Origin of the sequence: Salinivibrio sp. KP-1, from assembly GCF_000968645.1 — a bacterium.
Classification (GTDB): Bacteria; Pseudomonadota; Gammaproteobacteria; order Enterobacterales; family Vibrionaceae; genus Salinivibrio; species Salinivibrio siamensis.
On sequence record NZ_LAQR01000004.1, the window covers coordinates 1 to 24,650 of the forward strand.

General features: G+C 52.3%; 24 protein-coding genes, 1 rRNA gene and 1 riboswitch. Of the genes, 6 read left to right on the forward strand and 19 right to left on the reverse strand.

Annotated elements, in window-relative coordinates; translation table 11 throughout:
• Positions 1–349, reverse strand: a 16S ribosomal RNA gene (locus tag WN56_RS07325); the annotation flags it as partial.
• A gap of 667 nt (positions 350–1,016) precedes the next feature.
• Between WN56_RS07325 and WN56_RS07330 the strand changes: the two genes are divergently transcribed.
• Entirely contained in the window at positions 1,017–1,499 is a 483-nt protein-coding gene (locus tag WN56_RS07330; protein WP_046074421.1) for an RNA-binding protein, read from the forward strand.
• Here WN56_RS07330 and murI read toward each other — a convergent pair.
• Together murI and WN56_RS07340 are read right to left on the reverse strand one after the other, a co-directional pair.
• Positions 1,453–2,274, reverse strand: a complete 822-nt coding sequence (murI, locus tag WN56_RS07335; protein ID WP_046074422.1) for a glutamate racemase — start codon at positions 2,272–2,274, stop codon at positions 1,453–1,455. The two genes, WN56_RS07330 and murI, sit on opposite strands and share 47 nt — an antisense overlap.
• 79 nt (positions 2,275–2,353) lie before the next feature.
• Positions 2,354–4,162, reverse strand: coding sequence for a TonB-dependent receptor domain-containing protein (locus WN56_RS07340; RefSeq protein ID WP_046074423.1), 1,809 nt, complete (start codon positions 4,160–4,162; stop codon positions 2,354–2,356).
• A 55-nt stretch (positions 4,163–4,217) separates the two neighbouring features.
• Positions 4,218–4,372, reverse strand: a riboswitch (cobalamin riboswitch).
• 178 nt (positions 4,373–4,550) lie between these two features.
• Here WN56_RS07340 and trmA point away from each other — a divergent pair.
• Complete coding sequence (trmA, locus tag WN56_RS07345) at positions 4,551–5,654, forward strand: tRNA (uridine(54)-C5)-methyltransferase TrmA (RefSeq protein WP_046074490.1); 1,104 nt, start codon at positions 4,551–4,553, stop codon at positions 5,652–5,654.
• An 85-nt stretch (positions 5,655–5,739) separates the two neighbouring features.
• Here trmA and WN56_RS07350 read toward each other — a convergent pair whose 3' ends face one another.
• Both WN56_RS07350 and fabR read right to left on the reverse strand, forming a co-directional pair.
• Positions 5,740–6,123: a YijD family membrane protein gene (locus WN56_RS07350; protein ID WP_046074424.1), complete on the reverse strand. Its 384-nt coding sequence runs from the start codon at positions 6,121–6,123 to the stop codon at positions 5,740–5,742.
• A gap of 13 nt (positions 6,124–6,136) precedes the next feature.
• Complete coding sequence (gene fabR, locus WN56_RS07355) at positions 6,137–6,772, reverse strand: HTH-type transcriptional repressor FabR (RefSeq protein ID WP_046074425.1); 636 nt, start codon at positions 6,770–6,772, stop codon at positions 6,137–6,139.
• Between the two features lie 195 nt (positions 6,773–6,967).
• On the opposite strand from fabR, the gene sthA reads away from it, so the two are divergent.
• A complete protein-coding gene (gene sthA / locus WN56_RS07360) occupies positions 6,968–8,386 on the forward strand; it encodes a Si-specific NAD(P)(+) transhydrogenase (RefSeq protein WP_046074426.1) in 1,419 nt (472 codons plus the stop codon).
• Positions 8,387–8,429: 43 nt separating this feature from the next.
• Here sthA and cysQ read toward each other — a convergent pair whose 3' ends face one another.
• The 14 genes from cysQ to gspC are packed head-to-tail and all read right to left on the reverse strand — an operon-like array spanning position 8,430 to position 21,047.
• Positions 8,430–9,242, reverse strand: a complete 813-nt coding sequence (cysQ, locus tag WN56_RS07365; protein ID WP_046074427.1) for a 3'(2'),5'-bisphosphate nucleotidase CysQ — start codon at positions 9,240–9,242, stop codon at positions 8,430–8,432.
• 3 nt (positions 9,243–9,245) lie between these two features.
• Positions 9,246–9,800 carry an ADP compounds hydrolase NudE gene (gene nudE / locus WN56_RS07370; protein WP_046074428.1) on the reverse strand — a complete coding sequence of 185 codons (555 nt, stop codon included), beginning with the start codon at positions 9,798–9,800 and terminating at the stop codon, positions 9,246–9,248.
• A 42-nt stretch (positions 9,801–9,842) separates the two neighbouring features.
• Positions 9,843–10,589 carry a type II secretion system protein N gene (locus WN56_RS16540; protein WP_052708041.1) on the reverse strand — a complete coding sequence of 249 codons (747 nt, stop codon included), beginning with the start codon at positions 10,587–10,589 and terminating at the stop codon, positions 9,843–9,845.
• 3 nt (positions 10,590–10,592) lie between these two features.
• Entirely contained in the window at positions 10,593–11,087 is a 495-nt protein-coding gene (gene gspM / locus WN56_RS07380; RefSeq protein WP_046074429.1) for a type II secretion system protein GspM, read from the reverse strand.
• Positions 11,084–12,328: a type II secretion system protein GspL gene (gene gspL, locus WN56_RS07385; protein ID WP_046074430.1), complete on the reverse strand. Its 1,245-nt coding sequence runs from the start codon at positions 12,326–12,328 to the stop codon at positions 11,084–11,086. The genes gspM and gspL overlap by 4 nt, the downstream gene beginning before the upstream one ends.
• Entirely contained in the window at positions 12,297–13,301 is a 1,005-nt protein-coding gene (gene gspK, locus WN56_RS07390) for a type II secretion system minor pseudopilin GspK (protein ID WP_046074431.1), read from the reverse strand. Before gspK ends, gspL begins: the two co-directional genes overlap by 32 nt.
• Complete coding sequence (gene gspJ / locus WN56_RS07395) at positions 13,298–13,936, reverse strand: type II secretion system minor pseudopilin GspJ (protein ID WP_046074432.1); 639 nt, start codon at positions 13,934–13,936, stop codon at positions 13,298–13,300. The genes gspK and gspJ overlap by 4 nt, the downstream gene beginning before the upstream one ends.
• Complete coding sequence (gspI, locus tag WN56_RS07400) at positions 13,920–14,297, reverse strand: type II secretion system minor pseudopilin GspI (RefSeq protein WP_227486554.1); 378 nt, start codon at positions 14,295–14,297, stop codon at positions 13,920–13,922. The genes gspJ and gspI overlap by 17 nt, the downstream gene beginning before the upstream one ends.
• Positions 14,278–14,844: a type II secretion system minor pseudopilin GspH gene (gene gspH / locus WN56_RS07405; RefSeq protein WP_046074433.1), complete on the reverse strand. Its 567-nt coding sequence runs from the start codon at positions 14,842–14,844 to the stop codon at positions 14,278–14,280. Before gspH ends, gspI begins: the two co-directional genes overlap by 20 nt.
• A gap of 1 nt (position 14,845) precedes the next feature.
• Positions 14,846–15,304: a type II secretion system major pseudopilin GspG gene (gene gspG / locus WN56_RS07410; protein ID WP_046074434.1), complete on the reverse strand. Its 459-nt coding sequence runs from the start codon at positions 15,302–15,304 to the stop codon at positions 14,846–14,848.
• Between the two features lie 4 nt (positions 15,305–15,308).
• Entirely contained in the window at positions 15,309–16,544 is a 1,236-nt protein-coding gene (gene gspF, locus WN56_RS07415; protein ID WP_046074435.1) for a type II secretion system inner membrane protein GspF, read from the reverse strand.
• Positions 16,544–18,070 (reverse strand): type II secretion system ATPase GspE, encoded by a 1,527-nt coding sequence (gene gspE / locus WN56_RS07420; RefSeq protein WP_046074436.1) that lies wholly within the window; start codon positions 18,068–18,070, stop codon positions 16,544–16,546. Before gspE ends, gspF begins: the two co-directional genes overlap by 1 nt.
• Positions 18,067–20,064, reverse strand: coding sequence for a type II secretion system secretin GspD (gene gspD / locus WN56_RS07425; RefSeq protein ID WP_046074493.1), 1,998 nt, complete (start codon positions 20,062–20,064; stop codon positions 18,067–18,069). Before gspD ends, gspE begins: the two co-directional genes overlap by 4 nt.
• Before the next feature lie 56 nt (positions 20,065–20,120).
• Positions 20,121–21,047, reverse strand: coding sequence for a type II secretion system protein GspC (gene gspC / locus WN56_RS07430; RefSeq protein WP_052708042.1), 927 nt, complete (start codon positions 21,045–21,047; stop codon positions 20,121–20,123).
• A gap of 226 nt (positions 21,048–21,273) precedes the next feature.
• Here gspC and hslR point away from each other — a divergent pair, with 226 nt between their 5' ends.
• From hslR to pckA, 3 genes are all read left to right on the forward strand, one after another.
• The gene (gene hslR, locus WN56_RS07435; protein ID WP_156146667.1) at positions 21,274–21,678 is read left to right on the forward strand and encodes a ribosome-associated heat shock protein Hsp15; all 405 of its coding nucleotides are present in this window, start codon (positions 21,274–21,276) and stop codon (positions 21,676–21,678) included.
• Positions 21,679–21,712: 34 nt separating this feature from the next.
• The gene (gene hslO, locus WN56_RS07440; RefSeq protein WP_046074438.1) at positions 21,713–22,588 is read left to right on the forward strand and encodes an Hsp33 family molecular chaperone HslO; all 876 of its coding nucleotides are present in this window, start codon (positions 21,713–21,715) and stop codon (positions 22,586–22,588) included.
• Positions 22,589–22,910: 322 nt separating this feature from the next.
• The gene (gene pckA, locus WN56_RS07445) at positions 22,911–24,539 is read left to right on the forward strand and encodes a phosphoenolpyruvate carboxykinase (ATP) (RefSeq protein WP_046074439.1); all 1,629 of its coding nucleotides are present in this window, start codon (positions 22,911–22,913) and stop codon (positions 24,537–24,539) included.
• Positions 24,540–24,650: the final 111 nt, after the last annotated feature.

Here is a 24,650-nt window from a genome sequence, read left to right on the forward strand (position 1 = left end):
CTGGGCCGTGTCTCAGTCCCAGTGTGGCTGATCATCCTCTCAAACCAGCTAAGGATCGTCGCCTTGGTAAGCCTTTACCTTACCAACTAGCTAATCCTAACTGGGCCCATCCCAACGCGATAGCTTACATGTAGAGGCCACCTTTGGTCCGTAGACATTATGCGGTATTAGCCGTCGTTTCCAACGGTTATCCCCCTCGTCAGGGCAGGTTCCCAGCCGTTACTCACCCGTCCGCCGCTCGACGTCCAGTAAATCCACCGAAGCTTCAATACTGCCGTTTCCGCTCGACTTGCATGTGTTAGGCCTGCCGCCAGCGTTCAATCTGAGCCATGATCAAACTCTTCAATTTAAGTTTTTTCGAAACCGAAGTTTCAGCTCAATGAATACTGATTACTGTTTCTCTCCGAAGAGAAAAACGAATTGACTGTGCCGAACAACTATTAAAGTTGTCGTTTGGTCACTCAGTTCATCGAATAAATCTTTTTGTCTATTCTCAACGAGTGCCCACACAGATTGCATAGGTCAAATTGTTAAAGAGCGTTGACGGTGCGAAGCTGCGCTTCGCTTGGTCAGGGCTGCGTATCTTACGCGCCTTACCTTTAAAGTCAAGAAGAAATTTTATCTTTTATTTTCAACCCGCCGGGTGAAATAAAACCTCTTTTTGACTCCCCTAACGCTTGGCGTTAAGTAGGTCGGCCATCTTAATCTTTTAAAAACTCACGTCAAGCGTTTATTTTTATTTGATTTTTTGCCTCGACATGGCAGTAAATCGCTTGCCGTGTCGATGTGGGGCGTAGTATAGCGACGCGGATCACACTGACAAGGGATTTTTACGTTTTTTATTTCGACTGAGCAATAATCCACCTAAAATGATGAATAACCAGCGATTTGAAACATTATTGATACGAGACCTTTACCGCAAGGTAACGCTGGCTTGTTTTCTTGGTCTTTTTCACGACATGCATTGCCGAAATGTTGTCATGTCATCACTTTAATCGTTCTATTTAATTACGCTTATGAAATCACCAGTTAATTTTGCTTTAGTCATCTGCATCGCCGTCCTTGGCGCAATTATTGTCAGCCTGATGGACGTCAGCTCACCCGCACTCACGTTTGCTGTGGGTGCGATACTTAGTGGCCTGGCTTGCCTATATCTTCCTTTGCCCAACTTTATTCAGCCAGAGCAAGCACCATCTACATCTACCTCGTCGAGCGAAAAAGAAGAAGAGTCTCCGCAAAGTAAAACGCTATACGTTGGAAACTTGCCTTATCGTGCGAATGAAAATGATGTACGCACGCTGTTTAGCGAACATGGAGAAGTGTTTGCCGTTCGTCTAATGAAAGACAAGCGGACGGGGAAACGCCGAGGGTTTGGTTTTGTGGTGATGGCCGCCGGGCATGCCGACGATGCTATCAATGCGCTCAATAATAATGTTTATGGTGAGCGGACACTTAAAGTCCGTGAAGCGAATGAGCCAAAAAAGCAGGCGAATAGCTGACATCCGTAAAACCTATCGATCGGATAAAGTCCGCCAAGGCATCGGCTTTAATAGGGGTTGCCGTCGCATAAGCGCAATGCTTCGACGTCGCTGCGGTAGCCCTTGCGTCGCTATCTAGACTCACCAGCGAGACCACGCGACGCGCAATCGCCTCTCCCGAATCAATTAAGTGGACTTCATCCCCCACCACTGATTGAATTTCATCACGCAGTAAAGGGAAGTGAGTACAGCCGAGAACGAGGGTATCGACGCTCGCTTTAAACGGACGCAATATCGCCGCTAGATCTTGCTGGTTCACCGCCTCACCCCGTAGTTTGCGCTCTGCCATATGCACGAGTGCCGTGGTACCGACTGAGACTACCTGGCAATCTTTGGCAAAGTCAGCCACCAATTGTTCGGTATACGGACGAGCCACCGTGGCGGGTGTTGCTAATAAACCAATCGTCTTTTGCTGACTCATTGCGGCCGCAGGCTTGATCGCGGGTACAACTCCCACGACCGGAAGCGCTAACTGCTGACGGAGCGTCGGTAATACCAGCGTCGATGCTGTATTGCATGCAATGACGACGATATCAATATCATGATGCGCACACACAGCGCGCACTTGAGCCGCCACCCGTGTGACCAAGCGCGTGTCATCTAACTCACCGTATGGAAAAGCTTCGTTATCGAACAAATAGGTGTAGTTAGCGTCAGGAAGCTGCTCTCGTACCGACTGGTAAATCGATAAGCCACCCACACCAGAGTCAAAAATCAAAATATTGGGCTGCGCCATGGGACACTCATGCAATCAATAACGCCCTTATCATAACGACAAGGGCGTGAAGAAAGCTAGTTTCGCCGAGAAGCAATCACTAGTACTGATAGTCCAACGTCATAAAATAGGCGCGCTCAGCGGCAGGATAACCACCCGCTGTCTCGTACTCTTTATCAAACACATTATCGACTTTGCCTTTCACGGTCAGGTTATCGGTCGCTTGATAGGATGCAGTGACCGACCATAGGCTATAGCTTCCCAACATCTCTCCACCGGAATAATCCAGACGGTCACCTTGATACTGCCACTGAGTACCGAGCTGCAGTCGCTCCCATTGGTACGACGCATCCCATTTCGCCACCCGTTTGGCGCGGCGTGCGAGCTGCTCACCGGTGTTATCCTTTTTGGGATCTTTATACGCCAACGAAAGCTGGTTATGGAGTGATGCCACATCAAAGTTCGCAATGAGCTCAATACCCTTAATCGTTACCTCACCAATATTGCGATTTTTCTTGGCCTCTGCATCCCAATCGATCATATTATCGATATTGTTAATATAGCCTGTGAGTGACCAATCAACGTCAGCCGTTGCTCCACGCAGCGAAAGCTCCGTATTTGACGACTCCTCCGGCTTGAGCGTTGCATTACCGCCCCATCCGTAAAGTTCAGTCAGACTTGGTGCCTTAAAAGCAGTGCCGTAGCTAGCGACCAATTGATACCCTTCCGCTATCGCAAGACCCGCACTCGTCTGCCACGTCGCATGCTGTCCGTATTGTTCGTTATCATCCGAACGTGCGCTTGCCTCAATAGACAGTGCTTCTACTGGGCTAAATTGCGTTAAAAGGTAAGTGCCCAGGTTATCGCGCGGATTGATTGCAATATCATCGGGGTTGGTAATCAAGCTGCCTTCATTAAAGGTGTCTTGTCGATAATCCACACCGCCACCAAGCAGCCAATCCTCCGTGGCTTGATACTGGAGTCCCAACGAGGTAGAGACTTGCTCAACATCTGAGGTTTTATTGTTTTTACGGTCACTGCCAGGACGATAGTCGAAGTTTTCTTGTTGGGAGATTTCTGCGCTGAGTGTTGCTCTCCAAGCGTCAGAGCGGTAGTTCAGCGTGCTGGCCAGTGCTTGGCTTTCTAGCCAGCCATGTTTTAAGCTGCCAAAATTATCGTAATCGTACTCATTCTGGTACCAGCGCCCCGTCACATCGGCCGACCAAAATGTATTCCAGCGATGACTGTAGCCAAGCTGCGCGTTGCGGCCGGTAAAACCATGCTGATCACCCCGGTTGCTCGCTGTCGGATGAACATTGTATCCATCATTCGACTCATACCCAGCGATGCCTGAAAAGTGACCGTTATCGCCCAACGTTGTTGCCCATGCGCCACTAACAGCATGATGATCCAAACTGCCTACGGTCGCAGAAACATTGGCTCGCTCTTTATTGGTTTTGGTAATGATATTGATCACCCCACCAATCGCGCTCGACCCATAGAGTGTGGCACGTGCGCCGCGAATGATCTCAATGCGTTCAATACTGTTCACTGGGATCTGATTAAAATCTACCGAGCCTTTAATGGATGACGCCATACGCATGCCATCAATCAAGACTAAAGAGTGGTCTGATTCCGTGCCGCGCATAAAAATAGAGGCAATTTGTCCTCTACCTCCGCTTTGAGCAATCTCGATGCTCGGCACCGTGCGCAATACATCGACAAGGCTTCGCGCCTGCAAGCGCGCAATGTCTTGACGCGTCAAAATGGTTGCTGATTGCAATACCGAGGCATCGGACTGCGCAAACCGACTGGCGGTCACCACCACCGTTTCAGTGTTTTGCTCGGCCCACGCGGCCGCAGGGAATAGTGACGTCGCCACCAGGCTCGCCACAATCTGTTTGTTCATTGGATCTTCCTTCCTAATCGCGAGAATAGGCAGCACTGTGCTGCGAGTGTGGGCTGTATTCGGACTTAAGAGCATGGCTTTCGCCGCCTACTGCTAACGACTTCCCATCGCATACCATCAATCAGTATTGGCGACAGTGTCTGGCCTAAGGCCGGTTAGGGTCGTTCTCTAATACCGCTGCGCGTCAGTTGCGGGCTCTCACCGCATTCCTGTGACCCGTCACATATTGCAAGACAGGATCACTTCCCCACGCTCGGATATTAGCCGTCTAGATGGATATTGTCCATTGATAACCTTATTGAATAAGGGAGAATCGTGAGCAAGGGTGGACATGGCTGGGGATTTGTCTAAAATCTGCGCTCATTTTCCAATCGCTGAGGCAGCCATCATGACCAAGGCTCACACCGCCGTTGACTACGACACACAGCTTGCTGAGAAAGTCCAACGACTCAATGCACAACTCGCGCCGTTTCACGCACCTGAGCTAGAGATCTTTCGCTCACCGGAAACCCACTATCGGATGCGCGCAGAGTTTCGGGTATGGCATGAAGGCGACGACTTGTATTACATCATGTTTGATCCTGCGACCAAGCAGAAGTACCGGGTCGATACCTTTCCTGCCGCGAGCCGCTTGATCAATGACCTCATGCCGCTATTAATGGAGGCCATCAAGCCCAACGACCCCTTACGACGTAAACTGTTCCAGGTTGATTTCCTCTCCACCTTAAGCGGTGAGATCTTGGTATCGTTGCTCTATCATCGCCAGCTAGACGAAGAGTGGGACAGCGCCGCGCAAGCGCTTAAACAACGTTTGAACGATGAGGGCTTTAATCTCAATTTGATTGGCCGTGCGCGCAAGCAAAAGAAAGTGCTAGACCGCGACTACGTTTTAGAAAAGCTCAATGCCGATGGTCAAACGCTGATCTACCAGCAAATTGAAAACAGCTTTACCCAGCCTAACGGGCCGGTGGCGGAGAAAATGCTGGAATGGGCCATCGATTGCACTCGCGATAGCCAAGGTGATTTGCTGGAGCTGTATTGCGGGAACGGCAACTTTTCCCTCGCCTTGGCGAAAAACTTTCGCCGCGTTCTCGCCACCGAGCTGGCGAAACCCTCAGTGCAATCGGCGCAGTACAATATTTCCGCTAACAACATCGACAATGTGCAGATTATTCGCATGTCTGCCGAAGAATTCACTCAGGCGATCAATGGCGAGCGCGAGTTTCGCCGCTTAAAAGATCAAGGGGTGACACTGAGTGACTATCAGTGCAATACCATTTTTGTCGATCCCCCTCGTGCGGGCATGGATGATGAAACCTGCAAAATGGTGCAAGGTTACGATCGGATTTTATATATTTCCTGTAACCCTGAGACCTTGGTCGAGAACTTAGAGCGCCTAAGCCAAACACACCGCATTAGTCGCTGTGCGCTGTTTGATCAATTCCCGTTCACCCACCATACCGAAGCCGGGGTGTGGTTAGAGCGCAAATAGTCACGGCAAGCAAGCTCGGATAAACGTAAAAAGGCGTCTTCTCGACGCCTTTTTTGGGTTTCAATCACAGCTGTTTTAGAGGCAATTAGACGTCAGAGGCGGTATCATTTTTCGCTTTGCGGCTAAAAAAGCCCAGCTTATGACCGACCCAAAACGCTAATGCCATCGCAACCAAGATCGAGAAGAAGTTGCCGCCCAGCTCTGGCATTTGCATACGAATAAACGCTGAATAGCCAAATGCCCCCACCAAGAAGCAGGCAAACGCAATCAGCGGCGTGCCTTCCGTCAGTGGCTGGCGTTCGTGAAGTTGGTAGCAAGCGTGCACGGCCAGTACAAACGCAAGAATGGGAAAAATAGAAAATGCCACACCACTGACGAACAGTGTCGCGAGTGTTGCACTTCCACAAATGCCGGTAACCAGTGCCAGCAGCAAAAATTTACGTTCTGATTTCACTTGCTCGTGTTCCATGTCTTCACCTGTTTTATGACAGTTTTTCCTGTAAGGCTCGCCGCTCACGGTCTTTTCGATACCAGTAAGCTCCCTTGGCTATCATGCGCAATTGTAACACCATTCGCTCTGCCAATTCTGCGCGGGCGTGAGGGTCAAGATCAAGCGCTTCCGCACCCATATTGAAGACCAAAATCACACACGCTTCTGACTGATTGTACGCTTCTTCATAGGTGAGCTGCGTACGAGATTGTAAATACTCGGTCAACTCAGCAACAAAATGTTGTATTTCCCTTGCCACGGCGGCACGAAACGCCGAAGAGGTGCCTGAACGCTCGCGCAAAAGCAACCGAAACACATTTGGGCTGCTCTCGATAAACTCCATAAAGGTTTCGACCGAAGTACGCACCACACTGCCTTCAGCCGCTATCCGCTGACGCGCCTGACGCATCAGTTGACGGAGCAATAACCCGCCCTCATCAACCATGGTTAACCCCAGCTCATCCATGTCTTTAAAGTGGCGGTAAAAAGAGGTGGGCGCGATTCCCGCCTCTCGCGCCACTTCGCGCAAGCTGAGGCTGGAAAAACTGCGCTCAGCACTGAGCTGGCTGAACGCCGCATCAATGACAGAACGGCGCGTTTTTTCTTTTTGTTGTGCTCGAATACCCATCGCACTCTATCCATGGTCACCATGCTGCCACTATACGCAATTTTAGCGTTTAAATCAGCCAATCCAGGCAGTGTTCCCCATCGCGGCGGCGCGGATTTGAACACAGATTTGCTCGCGAAAGTTAACCTTACGGATAATAAGCGTTAAACTGGTCATAAATAGATGTTGCAATAATGAAAATAAGGTCTGAACCCTATGAGCAAGTCGAGCCCTCGCCCGCAAGATCATTTTGATGCGATCGTGATAGGTAGTGGCCCCGGTGGTGAAGGTGCCGCCATGGGCTTATCCAAAGCGGGTAAGCGGGTGGCAGTGATTGAGCGAGAAAGCACCGTTGGCGGTGGCTGTACCCATTGGGGCACCATCCCGTCTAAAGCACTACGCCACACTGTCAGCCGGATCATTGAATTCAATCAAAGCCCTATCTACACCCAAAACAGCAAGAGTATCCACAGTACCTTCTCACACATTCTCAGCCATGCTGAATCAGTCATAGGCAAACAAACCCGTATGCGCCAAGGGTTCTATGACCGAAACCAATGTACCCTGCTCCATGGTAGCGCCGAATTTGTCGATGCGCATACCTTAACCGTGCATCATAGTGATGGCAGCGCTGATACCTATACAGCCGATCACTTTGTGGTTGCTACCGGCTCTCGCCCTTATCAACCCGCTGACGTGGATTTTTCCCACCCACGCATCTACGACAGTGACTCCATTTTGTCGTTAGCCCATGACCCGCGCCACGTGATTATTTATGGCGCAGGCGTGATTGGCAGTGAATATGCGTCTATTTTCCGTGGGCTCGGGGTCAAAGTGGATTTAATCAACACCCGTGATCGCTTGCTGTCGTTTTTGGACAACGAAATCTCTGATGCTTTGTCTTATCACTTTGGCAGCAGTGGTGTCATGATCCGCAATGATGAGACCTATGAGCACATTGAGGGCACCGACGATGGCGTGATTGTGCACCTGGAGTCAGGCAAAAAAATGAAAGCAGATTGCCTGCTGTATGCCAATGGCCGTGCAGGAAATACCGATAAACTCAATTTGTCCTCGGTCGGCCTTACACCTAACTCGCGTGGGCAGCTCGACGTTGATAGCGAAAGCTACGCAACAGAAGTGGGGCATATCTATGCCGTCGGTGATGTGATTGGTTATCCTAGCCTTGCCAGTGCCGCTTATGATCAAGGGCGCGTGGTGGCCGAAGCCATTTGCCAAGGCAACGCCAACGTGCGCTTGATTGAACACATCCCCACGGGGATCTATACCATTCCAGAAATCAGCTCAGTGGGTAAAACCGAGCAAGAGCTCACCGCAGAAAAAGTCCCGTATGAAGTTGGCCGATCGCTATTCAAGCACTTAGCACGCGCGCAAATCGCGGGGATGGATGTCGGCAGTTTAAAAATCCTTTTCCACCGCGATACCCGCGAGATATTAGGCATTCACTGCTTTGGCGAGCGCGCCTCGGAAATCATTCATATCGGCCAAGCGATTTTTGAGCAAAAAGGCGAAGGGAATACCATCGATTATTTTGTGAATACCACCTTCAACTACCCGACCATGGCCGAAGCTTACCGGGTGGCAGCCCTCAATGGCTTAAATCGTTTGTTCTGAACCGGTCATAAAAGAAAACGGCACCTGGCGGTGCCGTCAATCATTACGATGCCTGCAGTATCGACGACCACGCGAGCGACTCATCCCCCAACACAATAAAGTTAGGGTTCTGTAATGAGTCCCGTTCGTTGTACGACAAGGCCCCCAGCTCTGTGCTCAGAATACGTCCACCCGCTTGCTCAACAATGCATTGGGTAGCGGCAGTGTCCCACTCCCCCGTCGGCCCTAGGCGTAAATAACAGTCGACCGCGCCTTCTGCGACCAAGCAGGCTTTGAGTGCCGCGGAGCCTAATGGCACCAAATCATAATTAATTTCAGGTGCCAGCTTTTCGGTGACCGCATGAATATCTTGACGGCGACTGATGGCGATAGAGAGTGAGGTAATCGTCTCTTCTCGCTTCATTGTCGAGATGCGATGCATTTCGCCATCTGGGGTGATTTTCCAGGCCCCTTTGTCTTGGCAAGCATAGTAGGTCACCCCGGAGACGGGGGCATAGACCACGCCCATGACGGGATGGTTATCCTCCACCAGCGCGATAATAGTGGCAAAGTCACCACTGCCTGCAATAAACTCTTGAGTACCGTCGAGGGGATCAATCAACCAATAGCGCTGCCATTGCTGACGGTCGCTTAATGGCACACCACAGTCTTCTTCTGATAACACGGGGATGTCTGGCGTCAACGCGGTGAGCTTTTCCGTGATCAGCTTATGTGCCGCCAAATCAGCACTGGTTACTGGGGTTTGGTCACTTTTAGTGATCGCTTCAAAATCACCGTCTTGGTAAATATCTAAAATAACCTGGCCCGCAGAGCGAGCAATATCAATCACCTCGGGCAACAACTCAGGCAATGCCATGCCTCACCTCTCAGATTGTAAGTACTTCAGCGCCATCATTAATGCGGTGATACTGCGCGCTTCACAAAAATCACCGTGGGTGAGTAACTCTTCCGCTTGGGCAAGTGGCCAACGAATGATTTCAAGCGGTTCAGGCTCATCCCCTTCCAAGCTTTCTGGATACAAATCACGTGCCAACATCAGCGTCATGCGGCTAGAAAAGTACGACGGTGCCAGAACAACCTCTTTCAGTGGCACTAGCTCACGGGCACCTTGCCCAATTTCCTCTTTCAGCTCCCGCACCGCCGCTTGCTCGGGCGCTTCACCCGGGTCAATCAGCCCTTTGGGAAAGCCTAGCTCATACTGTTCTGTGCCTGCGGCATATTCGCGTACCAGTAAGAGGTCGCCCGATTCGGTCACCGGCACCATCATCACGGCATTACGCCCCGACGGTTTCATCCGCTCATAGGTACGCTCGACGCCATTACTAAAAATCAGCTCCAGCGACTCCACTTTAAACAAGCGAGAAGTGGCGACCACCTGCTTAGACTGAATGTAAGGAAGTTTACGCTGCGTCATATCGTGATTTGCCACCCTTTTTGATAAGCCTATCAGGCCTTGTTAGCCGCGAAAAGAAAAGCGATAGCGTCCTTGATTATCCGGTGCACCCAACCAAGAGAGAGGTGCTTTCATCGGCTCAGGATAGGCCGGCCCCGGCTTCAGCCATCCTGACACAGAGTATCGCCCAGACGGTGTAATTGACAATGAAAACTTATTACTCAACGAGGGGGAATCGCCTTGACCCTGCGCAGCGACACCTTGGCCATCACAGGCGAGAGAAGCACGCAATGGAATATCATTGAGCCGCCCTGAGGGCAGGGTGAGTCCGGCCTGCTGCCACTGAATCTGCCCCGCTAACTGCTGACACCCTGACTCGGCCAACACCGCCTCGCGTACAATCACATCAAGCCGGCCATCAATCGCCACGCTCGGCGGTAACGCCACCGAACGGGTCAGCAGATGCGCGGGAGCAGAGAGCAAGGTTTGAGAAAGCGTTAGCTCGGTGCCATTAAAGCCCACCACGCTTTTACCACTGACACCTTGAGGGCTTTGGACCTTTATCGCGGCTTCCAGCGTGGCGCTGGTCAATAGCCGGTGCCAATGGAGATCCCATTGTATTGGGCCGACAGCCTGATCTTGCCAACGCAGTTGCCTGACTTGCCCCTGCCACACGGTGCCGTTGATCCCACTCAGCTGTAGCTCGGCCGGCAAAGGCGCTAAGCGCAGTAGTGTTGCTGGGGCGTGCACTATCGCACTCACAACGAAAACCAATACACACCCCACCCCTATCAGCGTTTTCTTCCACATCGTTTACCGCTCCAGCTGCAGTCGGGTTACTTGCACCACACCGGCCGTATCGGTCGCTTCAGTGCTCAGGCGAGCGACTTGAATGCCATGCAGCTGAGAGAGTTGCTCGATCCACCGTAGTAATTGATTAAACGGTAGAGGTTCGAGCCCCAATTGCACGCTGTCCTCCCCAGGCTGCAACCGTGTAATGGTAAGATTAAACTCACCCGCACTGGCAGCGATCACTTGGTTGAGCGGTTGGCTTCGACTGGCCACTACTTGGCGACTGCGTCCAGACTGTGAGCGCAATTGCATGATGTGATTGCGCTTTTTTTGTAGCTCATTGTAAACCTTTCGCTCACTGACCAATGCGGCGCGCGCTTGCTCCGCCTGTGCCTGTATCGGCACCACGATGCCCCAATACAGCAAACTTAACAGCAGCACTCCCGCCGCAATCAACACGAGCCGTTGCTCGCGCAAGCTGATCGACTGCCACTGAGTCTGAATACGTGCGATCATGATTGGCTCCTTAGGGTAAATTCACCGCTGACCGTCTCACCACTGCGATTAAGCTGCCCCAAGTCTGTCGCATAATGCTTACTCAAGGTGGCACGTAAGCGCTCAAACTGCGCGAAATCATTGCCGGTTGCTCGCAGTATCAAGGCTTCTCGATTGGCTTGGTAGCGCAGCGCCTCGAGCTCGATACCAGGTACATCTTCCAGTAGAGGAGCCAGTTCGACCAGCCAGGGTAAAAGCGCCGCATCATGTTGTTGGTTTTCTAGCCGAGCTATCTCTGCATCCATTTGCCGCACCATGTATGAGCGAGTCGGGATCCGCTCGTACTCGGGCAAGGTTTGGCGAAAAAGGGCTTCACTTTGTCCCCGTAATGCACGGGCTTGTTGCTGGGTGTCACGAATCGACAACCACTGCTCGACACCAAGCAATCCAGCCATGGCGATCAACAGACAGGCTGCGGGCAAAAAGGGTCTAAGTGTCTGCTTGGTTTGGCTTTGAGGGCGATATCCGCCGGTCAGTAGGTTTGCCGTCACGCCATGACTCTGCACCGCTAATAGATGCATTGCGTGATCTGACTGCCACTCGACAGGGAGCGGTAACGCGCTCAAGGGATTGTCAGCCTGTGGCTTGTCGTCGCCATAGCCTTTGATAGTGAGAGAGTCGGCCTGCTCAGGTGACAGGGTTTCCTCACTGTCTTGGCGGTGTTGCCACCAAGTCTGCCCCCAAAAGGCGAGCCAGTCCGCCGAGCCTACCACGCCTTGATTTGCACTAAAACGGCACAGCCACTGTTCACCCAATGCCAAGAGTGAGAGCGAATCAGACGACCAAGGTACACAAAGCACATCGGGGATCCACTGGCGAGCATCAATGCCTGCCTCATCCAGCGCGTGTTGCCAAGCTTGCATTTGCTGGTGCGCTACCACGGCGACATGTGCGGTGTCTGCCTGGGTGTCAACAATACTCACGTGTACTGCTTCCACCTCTTCCGCCAAGGCTTCCTCGAGCAAGTAAGGCACCACCTTGTCGCGTTGGCGCCTTGAGCCTGGGGGCAATGTTACCGAGGTTAATGTCAGCCACGTGCTGTCCACCAGCACCACTACTCGCCGCGTTTGTGCTTGCTCGGTTAACGCTGACAGTTGCTGACAACTGCCGCTCTCAACCACTTGGTTATCACTGGCACGAACCTGCGCCCAATAAATGGGCTGGCTGGCATCACTGATCCTTATTATCAGTCGCTCGCTCACGCATTCCTCCGAACCGACGGCGCAAAACAGAAACCTCGCCATCGTCTTGATAGTGCAATAGTGCCTGGATGTGACGTTGGGCAGAGGCCACCTGCACATCGGCTTGTAATAAAAAGAACTCGCTGGTCACGCTGAGATGGGACACGACTCGCTCTCGCTCGGCGTCATCAAACTCGGTGAGGTTCAAGGTGTCGATAAACGCGGCCACACTTTTCCACCCTTCCTCCGGGCGCTGGGCAATCACCTGCTGGGCTTGTTCCACCGGTAACGCGGAGGTAAGTAGGGCTGAAAGCAAAGGCGCTTGCTTCTCGGTTAAGGTATTCACATTGACCTTAAGCTCAGCGCTAGGCAACGCGCAAAGCTGAGGCGAGGCGCGCCGAAACACATCACCATTAACCCCGCGCACCGCACGCCACTCACTCACATCGGCCAGCAAAGCATCCGCCGTCACATACGCAGGCTGCACGCTTTCATAATGCGCATCTTCCGCCCCGAGAGACTGATCCAGCTGATTGTTTTCATCAATAAAATCACGGCTTGCCTGAGCAATCACATCCGCTTGATAATCCTCTTCCACATACTGCCCCACTAGCGCCCGTAATACGGTGACCTCATAAGGGGTCGCCCCACCCACTTTGGCGCCACGTAACTGTAAACTATTGAGGTTAAAACAGGCGCTCGCATCTTGTAAGTGTCCACTTACTTTTCCACCATCCAGCGGGAAGGTTCGATCGGGCTCTGCCCAGGTTTGACTTAAGTTCACCGTTTCACTGCCTGCTAAGCTCTCGCGCAATACCGATGCCGCCAAGCCTTCAACCGCATTGCCAAACCAATACGCTTGCTGAAAATGCAGCTGGTTTTCAGCGCGGTGGTAGTTGGTGTATAACCGCGCCGCCATGCTTCCGGCAATCGCGGTCATCAGCGCCATGATCATCATCACCACCAAAAGGGCGGCGCCCTGCTGACGATTCATTGTGCCTCCCGCTGCAGTGGTGCCGGCAAGGTTTGCCCCGCCACGAGATAAGTGCGCACTAACTGGCCATAGCGAGGATGGGTAAAGCGCACTTGAACGGCTTTCGGCAATGCATGTTTGGTATCAAAACTGTCTTGCCAATCCTGTTTGACGTAGAAGCGAAAGGTCAAATCATCAATATCACTGAGCAGCGTCGCCACCGCGGGTTCATCACTCGCGGCTTGGTCTGGGTAACGCCAGCGCAAGCGTTCCAGCTTGCCATCTCTCTGACGGTACCCGACCGCTACCACTTCTCCGCGTGGAAAGCGCATTTGTGGGTTAATCCAGCCCGTGCGGGTAAAGCGCACGCCCATCCCATCACTTTGTAATACCTCTGAACCCGCGATCAGCAACTGCTCTGTTGGCGCTTGTCCTTCGACCCGCTGACGTCTTGCCGCCATTTGACGAAAGTCACTGTCCATGATCACCAACGCGCGCTGCAGTTCCTGTAAGGTCTCACCCACCTGCTGAGACTGCTCGTCACTGCGCTGCACGGTTTGCAGTACTTGGTATGCGGTCAGACTAATGCTGGCGAATACCACCAACGCCAACAGCACTTCCAATAAGGTAAATCCTCGTTCAACGCGTGGCGACATAGGTCCTCACGGTCACTAACGGGTTATCGGTCTCTGCGGCGGCAGCCACTGACATATCAACCGCACGTAACTGGCCCGTTTCTGTGGCGACTGGCACCAACTGCCATTGCCATTGTTGCCCCGCCATCTCGGTGGTGCCTTGTGTGGCTTTATCTGGCACCTTAGCGCTGAGCACCACCTCGGCGAGTTGATTATCCGCCACCATAGCGGCTAAGGTTTTTTGTTCTAAGCGACTCAGTGAGCGGGTGTGCTGTCCAGTGGCTTTCATCACACTCAGCGCCGCCACGGCAAAGATCGCCACCGCGACTAAGACCTCAAGCAAGGTCATTCCCTGCTGCGAGTTAGCGCGTACTAACATCATCACCCTCTCCTGCACGCTGCCAGGTAAACTGCGCCAGTTCATTCGCTTTGAGCTGCCAGGCCGCACGGCCATCTGTTTCAATCATCAGGGTAAACGGTGTCAGCTCACCATTGGGCAGTAGCCAGATTTGCGGTGGCGCCACCGCCTGCTCATCGTCTTCGTCAAACAAATCCTCAAACAGCGGCTTATCCTCGAACAACCTATCTTGTTGCTGCCAACCAAAGCCATCCATGGTTAAGACAAAGCGGCTTTGCTCTGGCAGGCGGCCTTGGGTCGCCCAGCGGTCACTGCTAACAGGTTGCCATTGCTCTTGTCCCAACACTAAAAGTTGATAGCGCTGTTGTTCGATACGCACGCCATAGGTGCGTCCTTCCAACCAACTTTGCTCTGCCCACAGCTTCATCCGCTGATACAGTGCTTGCCCGGCTTCTTGTGTGCGAGTGTCCGCGGGCTCAGGCATCACCATTATCACGCCTGAGGTGCTCACCGCGACGATGACGACCACCAGCAGGATCTCTAATAAAGTAAAGCCGGCCGCTTGACGCATGTTATTGCAGCTCGTTGAGGTTCCAGTTACCAATGTCTTGGTTGACCCCTTCCCCACCTTCTTGGCCATCAGCGCCTAAAGAAAAGATATCAACAACACCGTGCTCGCCAGGGCTGACATAGCGATAGTCATTGTTCCACGGGTCTTGCGGCAGACGTTTGATGTAACCTTGCGCGGGGTAGTTACGGGGGACCGGATCACTTTGTGGCTGGGTCACTAGCGCGTCTAAGCCTTGATCGGTGGTGGGGTACTGATTGTTATCCAATTTGTACATATCCAGCGCATTTTCAAGCGCACTGACATCCGCCACCGCTTTTTTCACCGCGGCTTTGTCTTTGTTGCCCAGCAAGTTTGGGGCAACAAAGCTGGCTAGCAGGCCAATAATCACCACCACCACCATGACTTCGAGCAAAGTGAAACCTTGTTGACGACGCATTTCTTTCTCCTTGTTAAAATTCATAAAATCACAAACCGACCATGTCATTCATGGCAATAATTGGCATCAAGGTGGCCACCACGATAAAAAGCACTAACCCGGCCATCATTACAATCATTAACGGGCCAAATACTCCCAGGGCAACATTGACTTGCGCCTCAAAATCTTTATCTTGGTTATCGGCTGCGCGTGAGAGCATCGGCTCCAGCTCGCCACTGCGCTCGCCGCTAGCAATCATATGTAGCATCATGGGAGGGAACAGCCCTGACTGGTCGAGCGCAACACGTAAGCTAGCCCCCTCGCGCACTTTATCGGCCGCTTCTAATACCCGCTTGCGCACATATTGGTTAGTGATCACTTGTGCAGCGACCTTGATCCCATCCAACAATGGGATTGCACTGGCGGTACAAATCGCCAATGTCCGAGCAAAACGTGATGTGTTCAATCCGCGCGCTACCCGACCCAGTATCGGTAACGCGAGCTTTTGCTTATCCCAGGCAAGACGACGCTGGGTGTCTTTCAGCAATAGACGAATCCCCATACTGACAAGAACCAGCCCACCGACCACCCACACGCCCCACTGAGTGATAAAGTCACTGGCGTTTAAGAGAAATTGGGTTGATGCGGGCAGTGATTGCCCCGTTTGGACAAATTGACCGACGATATCAGGTACCACGGTGGCCAACAGGAAGGCGACAATCAGTACCGAGAAAAATGTCAAAATCGCCGGATACAGCATGGCTTGTAACAAAGTGGCTTGAATACGTTGACGGTTTTCCACATAGTCCGCAAGGCGTTCGAGGACGGTGCCCAAGTGGCCCGCTTTTTCACCGGCTGAAATCATCGCCCGGTAGAGTTCGTCAAAAACATTGGGGTAATCCGCCAACGCATCGGCGAGTGTATACCCTTCCATCACTCGCGCGCGCACACTGGTCATCATGCTGCCAATTCTCGGCTTCTCGGCCTGCTCTGCCACCGCTTTTAAGCACTCTTCGAGAGGCATCGCCGCCTCAATCAAGGTCGCCAACTGACGGGTGATCAGTGACAGCTCCTGGGTGCTAATACCGCGCCCGCGCTGACGAAAAAGCGGCTGAGAAGCCGTACTTTTTTGTGTCGCACGCTTACGGGTAGTGGCCTGGACATCGAGGGGAGTAAAGCCCTTGTCGCGCAATTGTTGCCGCGCTTGGCGTGCCGTATCGGCTTCAATCACGCCCTTGCGTTTGCGCCCTCGCGCATCCAGTGCTTGGTAGTCAAAGGCAGCCATTAACTCTCCTTGGTCACTCGCATCACTTCTTCCAGGGTGGTTTCCCCGTTCAGCACTTTGGCCAAGCCGTCATAGCGGATACTGGGGCTTTGCGCCCGCACCGCCTCCTCGATGGCATGCTCACCGGCATCATGGTGAATCAGTGCTTGTACCTTCTCATCCACGGTCAACAACTCATGGATCCCTGTGCGGCCGCGGTAGCCTTTTTGGTGACAATGCTCGCAACCATTTGGTTTATATAAGGTGATGGTTTCGCCTTGATTGGCAAGCCCCACATCTGCAAACAATTGTTGCTGCGTTGCGTCGGCTTGATAGGGCACTCGGCAGTGTTCGCACAGGGTACGGACCAAGCGCTGCGCCAATACACCAAGTAGCGATGATGAAAGCAAGAAAGGCTCAATCCCCATATCGCGCAAGCGCGTCACCGCACCAATGGCAGTGTTGGTATGTAATGTGGACATCACCAAATGGCCGGTCAGGGAGGCTTGAACCGCAATTTGCGCGGTTTCTAAGTCGCGAATTTCCCCCACCATCACCACGTCAGGATCTTGACGCAACATCGCACGCAAACCGCGGGCGAAGGTCATATCGACTTTCGGGTTGACTTGGGTCTGGCCAATACCGGCCAGATCGAACTCGATCGGATCTTCAACGGTGAGGATATTCCGATCCTCACTGTTAATGGTTTGTAACCCTGCGTATAAAGTGGTGGATTTCCCCGATCCGGTCGGCCCGGTGACCAGTAAGATACCATGAGGCTTGTGAATAAGGGCTCGGAAACCTTGGTGAAGCGCTGGTGCCATGCCAAGTTGGGCTAAATCAAGTTGTACGGCATTCTTATCGAGTAAACGCATCACCACACGCTCACCGTGTGATGAAGGCATGGTCGACACCCGCACATCGACCGCACGGCCACCTATACGGACTGAAATACGACCATCTTGCGGCACGCGCTTTTCGGCAATATCCAGCTTGGCCATGACTTTCACTCGAGAGACTAACAGCGGCGCTAGTTTACGACTCGGAGAGAGGACTTCTCGTAACACACCATCAACACGGAAACGAATCGATAACGCATGCTCAAAGGTTTCAATGTGGATATCAGACGCACTTTCTTTGATCGCTTCCCCCATCATCGCGTTTATGAGCTTGATGATCGGGGCGTCATCTTCCGATTCCAGCAGATCTTCACTTTGAGGCAACTCCTCCGCGAGAGAGAAAAAATCATCACTGTCTGCATCCGCGCCAATATCGGCCATTAGCTGTTGAGCATCTGCGCTATCGCGTTGATACAAACGGGTGAGATGTTGGTCAAAGTCACTGTTTGACACAATTTCAGGGGCACAACTTTTTCCTAACATCCGTTGAACCTCGGCAAGGGTGTTCGGTGTCACAGACGACAAGCACAGTAGGCGTGCAGGCTCAGTGTCATTGAGTAATATCACCCCATGACGGCGGGCAAAGCCAAAAGGCAACTGCCAACGAGCGTCCGGATCTCGGCTGAGCTCTGTCGCGCGATCACTCATCCTGCTAGCTCCGCTTTTAGCGCGCGTACCTCGGCAGGCATCACTGCCTCGCTGTTGTAGTCTGGCAGCACCGGCTTTTCGGCATCCGGCATCAGCTTCACGCCGTCTTGTGCCCGTAACAGCTGCTCAGCTCGAATATAGTTGTACTTACGCTGCGTCACGCCATCCGCTGTTAAGCCGGTACGAATAATGGTCGGCTTGATAAACAGCATCAGGTTCTTCTTTTCAGTCTGGGTCGAGGTCGACTTAAACAAGTGACCTAACACGGGAATATCTCCCAGTACAGGGACCTTGGACTCACTCTCTACCGTGCGTTCATCAATCAAACCACTTAGCACAATCATCTGTTGGTCGCCTACCATCACGGAAGTGGTCAACTGGCGCTTGCCAAAGCGCACATCCACAGCACCGCTCGCGCCAAGTACGTTAGACACCTCCTGCTCGATATCCAATAGCACCGCCGATCCTTCATTGATTTGAGGGGTCACCTTCAGCTTGATGCCAACATCTTTACGCTCGACCGTTTGGAACGGGTTATCGTTATTCGAGCCAGTTTGCGAGCCGGTGATGACGGGTACCTCTTCCCCCACCACAAACGAGGCTTCTTGGTTATCCAGTACCATCAGATTGGGCGAAGACAGAATATTGGATTCATTGTTCGAGGCCACTGCCGTCACCAATGCCGTCCAATCGCCCATGATCACCCCAGCCGCGAGGCCATTTAGCCCCCCCAAGACTTCATTGAGCGCCGAGTAATCACCCGATTCGGTAATAGGCACTTCGTAGCTATCGCCATTGCTATCAAATCGCGTTTCCGTGCGCGTGGTATCTTCGGTCGCTTTTTGTCCGGTCAGATAATTGGTCACACCGACGCCAGTGTTGTTGAACTGAATGCCCCCGTTTTCGAGCGACCCCCATTGCACCCCTAAATTGGCCCCATCGGATTCGGACATTTCCACAATCAGTGCTTCAATCAAGACTTGCGCACGGCGAATATCAAGCTGAGAAATCACGCTCTCTAAGGTTTTCAATATATCGGGCGGCGCGGTGATCACTAGCGCATTGGTCCCCTGGTGGGCAGAAATCTGCACCGTCTGTTGTGTCGACCCTGGCTTGCTCTTTTTCTCTTTTTCTTCCAGCAGATTATCCGACACCCCTTTGAGCACATCGACCACCTCGTCCGCTTTGGCATAACGCAAGTAAATCACTCGGCTATTCCCGGTCGTCGCCATCTCTTTGTCCAACTGTCGGATCAGTTTTTTCACCCGCTCACGCACTTTTGGCTCGCCCGAAACCAAGACCGCATTTAGACGCTCATCGGCGACAATACGCGGCTCAAGCAATTCAGGGCGCGTGTTGGCATTGTCCCGCTCATTCAGTGCATCGACAATACGCACCATTTCAGCGGCAGAGGCGTGCTCTAGGCGCACGACCTCAACCTCTTTATCACCGGCTTGGTCAACACGTTGAATAATATCGGTTAAGCGATTCACCACCGCTGCACGTCCGGTAATCATGATCACATTAGCCGGATCGTAGTGCACCACATTGCCGGCGCCGGCATTGTTGATAAGCTGACGTAAAAGAGGGGACAGCTCACGCACCGAAACGTTTTTTACCGCGACCACACGCGTGACAACTTCATCGCCCACCACGTTATCGGCTTCACCCACCACAGGCACGGGCGACGTTTTGGCATCTTTGTCGCGTACCACCTTGACGACACCGTTATCCATTTCCACCACGGCAAAGCCATATACTTCCAAGACATTGAGGAAAAATTGGTAGTACTGCTCTTCGGTCAACGTGTTGTAGCTACGTACGTTAACTGTACCTCTCACGGAGGGGTCAACAATGATGGTCTTTTCTAGGTTACGACCCACAATTTCAATAAATTCCTGAATATCAGTGCCTTTAAACGATGCACTGAATTCAGCCGCGCTCGCCGACAGTCCAGAAAAAAGAAAAGTCACAGCGATGAAATAGGGGATCAGTCGTTGCCTTAAATTCACGTCACGCTCCTACTGCCGCGCGCAGCGGTGGTTGTAATTTATAATTGAATCGAAATGTCATGTTGCTGTCCTTGCCGCTCGACGACCAGATCAAGCGTGCCCTGTTGTTGAATGCGACTGAGAATGTCGGGCAGTGCCACTGAACGACTGAGTTTGAGGCCATTAATCGCAATCGCGATGTCCCCGGGCTGCAACCCAGATTGTTCAAACAACACCGGATTTTTTCCTGGGGTGAGACGAAAGCCTTTCAGCGCCTTGGCATCACCCACTTGCGCGAGCTGCACATAATCAAGGAGACGCTGGGGGTTTTGATTAAGCTGCTGCGCAAGATTGGCCGGCCAGTCAGCGCTGGCTGTCTCATGGGGAGCGGACTTTGGGGGCGTCACCTTCCCTTTTGACGGTGAAAAGACGGTTTGCGGGGTACTATTAGCCTCAACACCCGGCATCAGCAGTGCCTCTCGACGTGTCCCCTGGCGCAAAATCACCCGATCAGGCAACACCTGTTCGATGCTAACTTGGGTGCCTTTCACCTGCTCACCCACCCCATAGGTCGCCTGTTGACCGCGATTGGCAATCACCGCTAGCGCACGCGACGGCTGATCACTGGCAACCACGCCCACCAATGTCAATTGCAACCGGGTTTCCGGCACCTGACTAACCGCTTGGCGACGTTGGGCCTTCGACGCCTGATAACGCCCGAAAAGCTGGGCATCCATCACAGGGGCGATCGACAAGGTTGCGGTCGATGACTGCGATGTCCCCGCCTCGTGTACTACAGGTGTAAAAGCCGATGGTGCGGGTTGATAGAAAGCCCACACCAGACGACCTGCCAACCATGCGAGTACGCAGACCAAGCCAATATTAAGCCAAGGGGCTGCGCGACGCAGGGTTTGTGGCGAAAAAGAGAAGCGATTATGTTGGCGTCCTGCCTGAGAGATCATTCCTTTTAAACCAATTTGGGTCACCGTTTATCCATTGATGGCTTTTTTTGCCAGCAAATTCCATCATTAGATTACGAAAAGCTGGGCATGCTAGCAAAAACGCTTTGTGATAGTGAGACTTTTTCAGTCATAGAGCTTTATTTTATCGAAGTCATTGCCCTGACGGGAGGTGGAACTGCGATGCTGTGATACTGCTCTAAAGTAAATTTTGTGCTAATGTCGCCGATCCAGATTGCGCAGGAGTTGGATGATGAAAAACCACGCATCAACGCCCTTGACGGCGGTCAGGTTAGATAAATGGCTATGGGCTGCCCGTTTTTACAAAACGCGCTCCATTGCGCGCAATATGATTGACGGGGGCAAAGTGCAGTACAATGGCCAACGTGCTAAGCCGAGTAAAATGGTAGAAGTCGGTGCAGAAATCCGCCTTCGCCAAGGCAATGATGAAAAAACCGTCACTGTCATGGCGCTTTCGGAGCAGCGGCAGGGGGCGCCGATCGCGCAAACCTTGTATCAAGAAACCGAGAGCAGCCTCGCCAAGCGCGAGCACGAGTCAGAAATGCGTCGCTTAAATGCACACAACCCAAGTCCTGATGGGCGGCCGGATAAAAAGCAACGCCGAGATATTCGTAAATTTAAACAAGGCATAGATTAAGGTCGCATTCGCGCCATTGCCGGAGAGAGATTGCATGTCAAACGATCAACTACACCGTTACCTATTTGAAGATGTGTCTGTTCGTGGTGAGCTGGTCAAGCTCGATGACACCTATCAGCGCATACTGGAAAACCAAGATTTCCCGGCGCCGGTCAATGCCTTGCTGGGAGAGATGCTCGCCGCGACCAGCTTATTGACCGCTACGCTCAAGTTTAACGGCTCAATCACAGTGCAACTGCAAGGCGATGGGCCTGTCTCTCTCGCTGTGATTAATGGGGATCACCACCAGCAGCTGCGGGGAACGGCTCGCGTCAAGGGCGAAGTCAAAGACGATGCAACCCTGCCGGAGATGATGGGCAAAGGCCAACTCATCATCACCATTGAGCCTGTCGATGGTGAACGCTATCAAGGGATTGTCGGTCTTGAGTCTGACAACTTACAAGCCTGTCTTGAAGATTACTTCGCCCGTTCCGAGCAACTGATGACTCGCCTTTGGTTGCGCACGGGTGAGCACGACGGTAAGCCCCATGCGGCTGGGATGATGCTGCAAATCCTGCCAGATGGTAAAGGCGACAACAGCGACTTCGAGCATCTGGCGCAGTTGACTGAAACCATTAAAAACGAAGAGCTATTTAGCCTGTCTGCTAAAGATGTGCTGTATCGTTTGTACCACCAAGAAAAAGTCACGCTGTATCCAGCGCAAGAGGTGGTATTCAAATGCAGCTGCTCACGTGAGCGCAGTGCCAGCGCGATCGCCGCCATTGAGCGTAGCGAAGTGGATAAAATGGTGGCTGAAATGGGAACGATTCATTTGCATTGTGATTATTGTGGCACAGACTACGCTTTCGATAGTGTTGATGTTGCAGCTATTTTCGAGCAAAACGCGGATTCTTCCTCACAAATGCAGTAACAGCGTGCTACATTTTTAGCGCTCCGAAGCAAATCCACCTGACGGAGTTCAAAAGCCAGCATTATGCTGGCTTTTTTCTTATTCCTACCCGACTTAACTCACATTTTTTCTCGCATTATTTTTGTACAAACAATAATAGGTCTTTGGGTAGCGCAAACGATTAACTAAGCGTTACCATGTCTATGACATGGCACCTGGTGGTCCGTACCCTACAATCAAAATAACCCCAGTGTGCAGTCTTATATGGAGTCAGTCCCTGAAATCACATATTCAGGTTGCTAGCACAAAGACAGTTAACAACATCTTACCCCAAGGAGCACCTATGACTGTCCTGAACGTCGAACCCGAGGTCGCTGACATCGATCTTTCCCGTCATGGTCTGGAAAATGTCAAAGAAGTCATCCGTAACCCCTCTTATGAGCAACTGTTCGAGGAAGAAACCAAACCTGGGCTGGAAGGCTACGAAAAAGGCGTGGTGACCGAGCTCGGCGCGGTGGCGGTAGATACGGGTATTTTTACCGGCCGCTCACCAAAAGATAAGTACATCGTCCGCGATGACACCACCCGCGATACCATTTGGTGGTCTGATCAAGGCAAAAACGACAACAAGCCGATTGACCAAGCGGTATGGAAAGATCTGAAAGCCCTCGTCACTGATCAATTATCAGGCAAGCGCCTGTTTGTGATTGATGGCTATTGTGGCGCCAACCCAAATACCCGATTACGTATTCGCGTGATCACCGAGGTAGCGTGGCAAGCACACTTCGTGAAAAACATGTTTATCCGCCCAACCGATGAAGAGCTGAAAGACTTTGAGCCCGACTTTGTGGTGATGAACGGTGCCAAGTGTGTCAACACCAAATGGCGCGAGCAAGGTTTGAACTCGGAAAACTTCACCGTATTCAACCTCACCGAACGCATGCAGCTCATCGGCGGTACCTGGTACGGCGGCGAGATGAAAAAAGGCATGTTCGCGATGATGAATTACTTCTTGCCACTGCAAGATATCGCCTCGATGCACTGCTCGGCGAACATGGGTAAAGACGGTGATGTCGCCATCTTCTTTGGTTTATCCGGCACCGGCAAAACCACCCTCTCTACCGATCCCAAACGCCAGCTGATTGGTGATGATGAACACGGCTGGGACGACCATGGTGTGTTTAACTTCGAAGGCGGATGCTACGCGAAAACCATCAAGCTCTCGAAAGAAGCAGAACCCGATATTTACAACGCCATTCGCCGTGATGCATTGCTGGAAAACGTTACCGTTCGTGGCAATGGCACCATCGACTTTGACGACAACACCAAAACAGAAAACACCCGTGTCTCCTACCCAATTTACCACATCGATAACATCGTTAAGCCGGTATCAAAAGGGGGGCATGCCAACAAGGTGATTTTCTTGTCGGCGGATGCCTTTGGTGTGCTGCCCCCGGTGTCTAAGCTGACGCCAGAGCAAACCAAGTACCACTTTTTATCTGGCTTCACGGCTAAGCTCGCGGGCACTGAGCGTGGTATTACCGAGCCCACACCAGCGTTTTCCGCCGCCTTCGGTGCCGCCTTCTTGACCTTGCATCCGACCAAGTACGCAGAGGTGTTGGTCAAACGCATGGAAGCCGCCGGCGCGGAAGCCTATTTGGTCAACACTGGCTGGAACGGCTCAGGCAAGCGGATCTCCATCAAGGATACGCGTGCGATCATTGATGCGATTTTAGATGGCTCCATCGAAAAAGCGGAGACCAAGTCAATTCCAATCTTTAATTTGGAAGTGCCCGTCTCACTCGACGAAGTGAGCGACGGCATTCTTGACCCGCGTGACACCTATGTCGATCCTCTTCAGTGGGAAAGCAAAGCCAACGATCTGGCACAGCGCTTTATCGATAACTTTGAAAAATATACCGACACCCCCGAAGGAGCCGCGCTGGTCTCAGCCGGACCTAAGCTAGACTAACCCCCTACCCCCGTATCGCGCGTGCGATATGGGGGCCTCTTCCCCGACCGAGATACTGGCTAATAGTTGAAGTGACGACACTTTTGCGCCAGTCTTATTGCTACTGATTGC

Bases quoted from the DNA above. Each gene is read 5' to 3' on its own strand.
- gspK (WP_046074431.1), bottom strand. From the start codon at position 13,301: ATGAATCGTCAGCAGGGCGCCGCCCTTTTGGTGGTGATGATGATCATG.
- gspI (WP_227486554.1), bottom strand. From the start codon at position 14,297: ATGATGTTAGTACGCGCTAACTCGCAGCAGGGAATGACCTTGCTTGAG.
- cysQ (WP_046074427.1), bottom strand. From the start codon at position 9,242: ATGGCATTGCCTGAGTTGTTGCCCGAGGTGATTGATATTGCTCGCTCT.
- nudE (WP_046074428.1), bottom strand. From the start codon at position 9,800: ATGACGCAGCGTAAACTTCCTTACATTCAGTCTAAGCAGGTGGTCGCC.
- sthA (WP_046074426.1), top strand. From the start codon at position 6,968: ATGAGCAAGTCGAGCCCTCGCCCGCAAGATCATTTTGATGCGATCGTG.
- gspE (WP_046074436.1), bottom strand. From the start codon at position 18,070: ATGAGTGATCGCGCGACAGAGCTCAGCCGAGATCCGGACGCTCGTTGG.
- WN56_RS07330 (WP_046074421.1), top strand. From the start codon at position 1,017: ATGAAATCACCAGTTAATTTTGCTTTAGTCATCTGCATCGCCGTCCTT.
- fabR (WP_046074425.1), bottom strand. From the start codon at position 6,772: ATGGGTATTCGAGCACAACAAAAAGAAAAAACGCGCCGTTCTGTCATT.
- gspF (WP_046074435.1), bottom strand. From the start codon at position 16,544: ATGGCTGCCTTTGACTACCAAGCACTGGATGCGCGAGGGCGCAAACGC.
- WN56_RS16540 (WP_052708041.1), bottom strand. From the start codon at position 10,589: ATGTGGAAGAAAACGCTGATAGGGGTGGGGTGTGTATTGGTTTTCGTT.
- gspG (WP_046074434.1), bottom strand. From the start codon at position 15,304: ATGAATTTTAACAAGGAGAAAGAAATGCGTCGTCAACAAGGTTTCACT.
- gspJ (WP_046074432.1), bottom strand. From the start codon at position 13,936: ATGTCGCCACGCGTTGAACGAGGATTTACCTTATTGGAAGTGCTGTTG.
- trmA (WP_046074490.1), top strand. From the start codon at position 4,551: ATGACCAAGGCTCACACCGCCGTTGACTACGACACACAGCTTGCTGAG.
- hslO (WP_046074438.1), top strand. From the start codon at position 21,713: ATGTCAAACGATCAACTACACCGTTACCTATTTGAAGATGTGTCTGTT.
- gspM (WP_046074429.1), bottom strand. From the start codon at position 11,087: ATGATCGCACGTATTCAGACTCAGTGGCAGTCGATCAGCTTGCGCGAG.
- hslR (WP_156146667.1), top strand. From the start codon at position 21,274: ATGAAAAACCACGCATCAACGCCCTTGACGGCGGTCAGGTTAGATAAA.
- WN56_RS07350 (WP_046074424.1), bottom strand. From the start codon at position 6,123: ATGGAACACGAGCAAGTGAAATCAGAACGTAAATTTTTGCTGCTGGCA.
- WN56_RS07340 (WP_046074423.1), bottom strand. From the start codon at position 4,162: ATGAACAAACAGATTGTGGCGAGCCTGGTGGCGACGTCACTATTCCCT.
- gspH (WP_046074433.1), bottom strand. From the start codon at position 14,844: ATGCGTCAAGCGGCCGGCTTTACTTTATTAGAGATCCTGCTGGTGGTC.
- pckA (WP_046074439.1), top strand. From the start codon at position 22,911: ATGACTGTCCTGAACGTCGAACCCGAGGTCGCTGACATCGATCTTTCC.
- murI (WP_046074422.1), bottom strand. From the start codon at position 2,274: ATGGCGCAGCCCAATATTTTGATTTTTGACTCTGGTGTGGGTGGCTTA.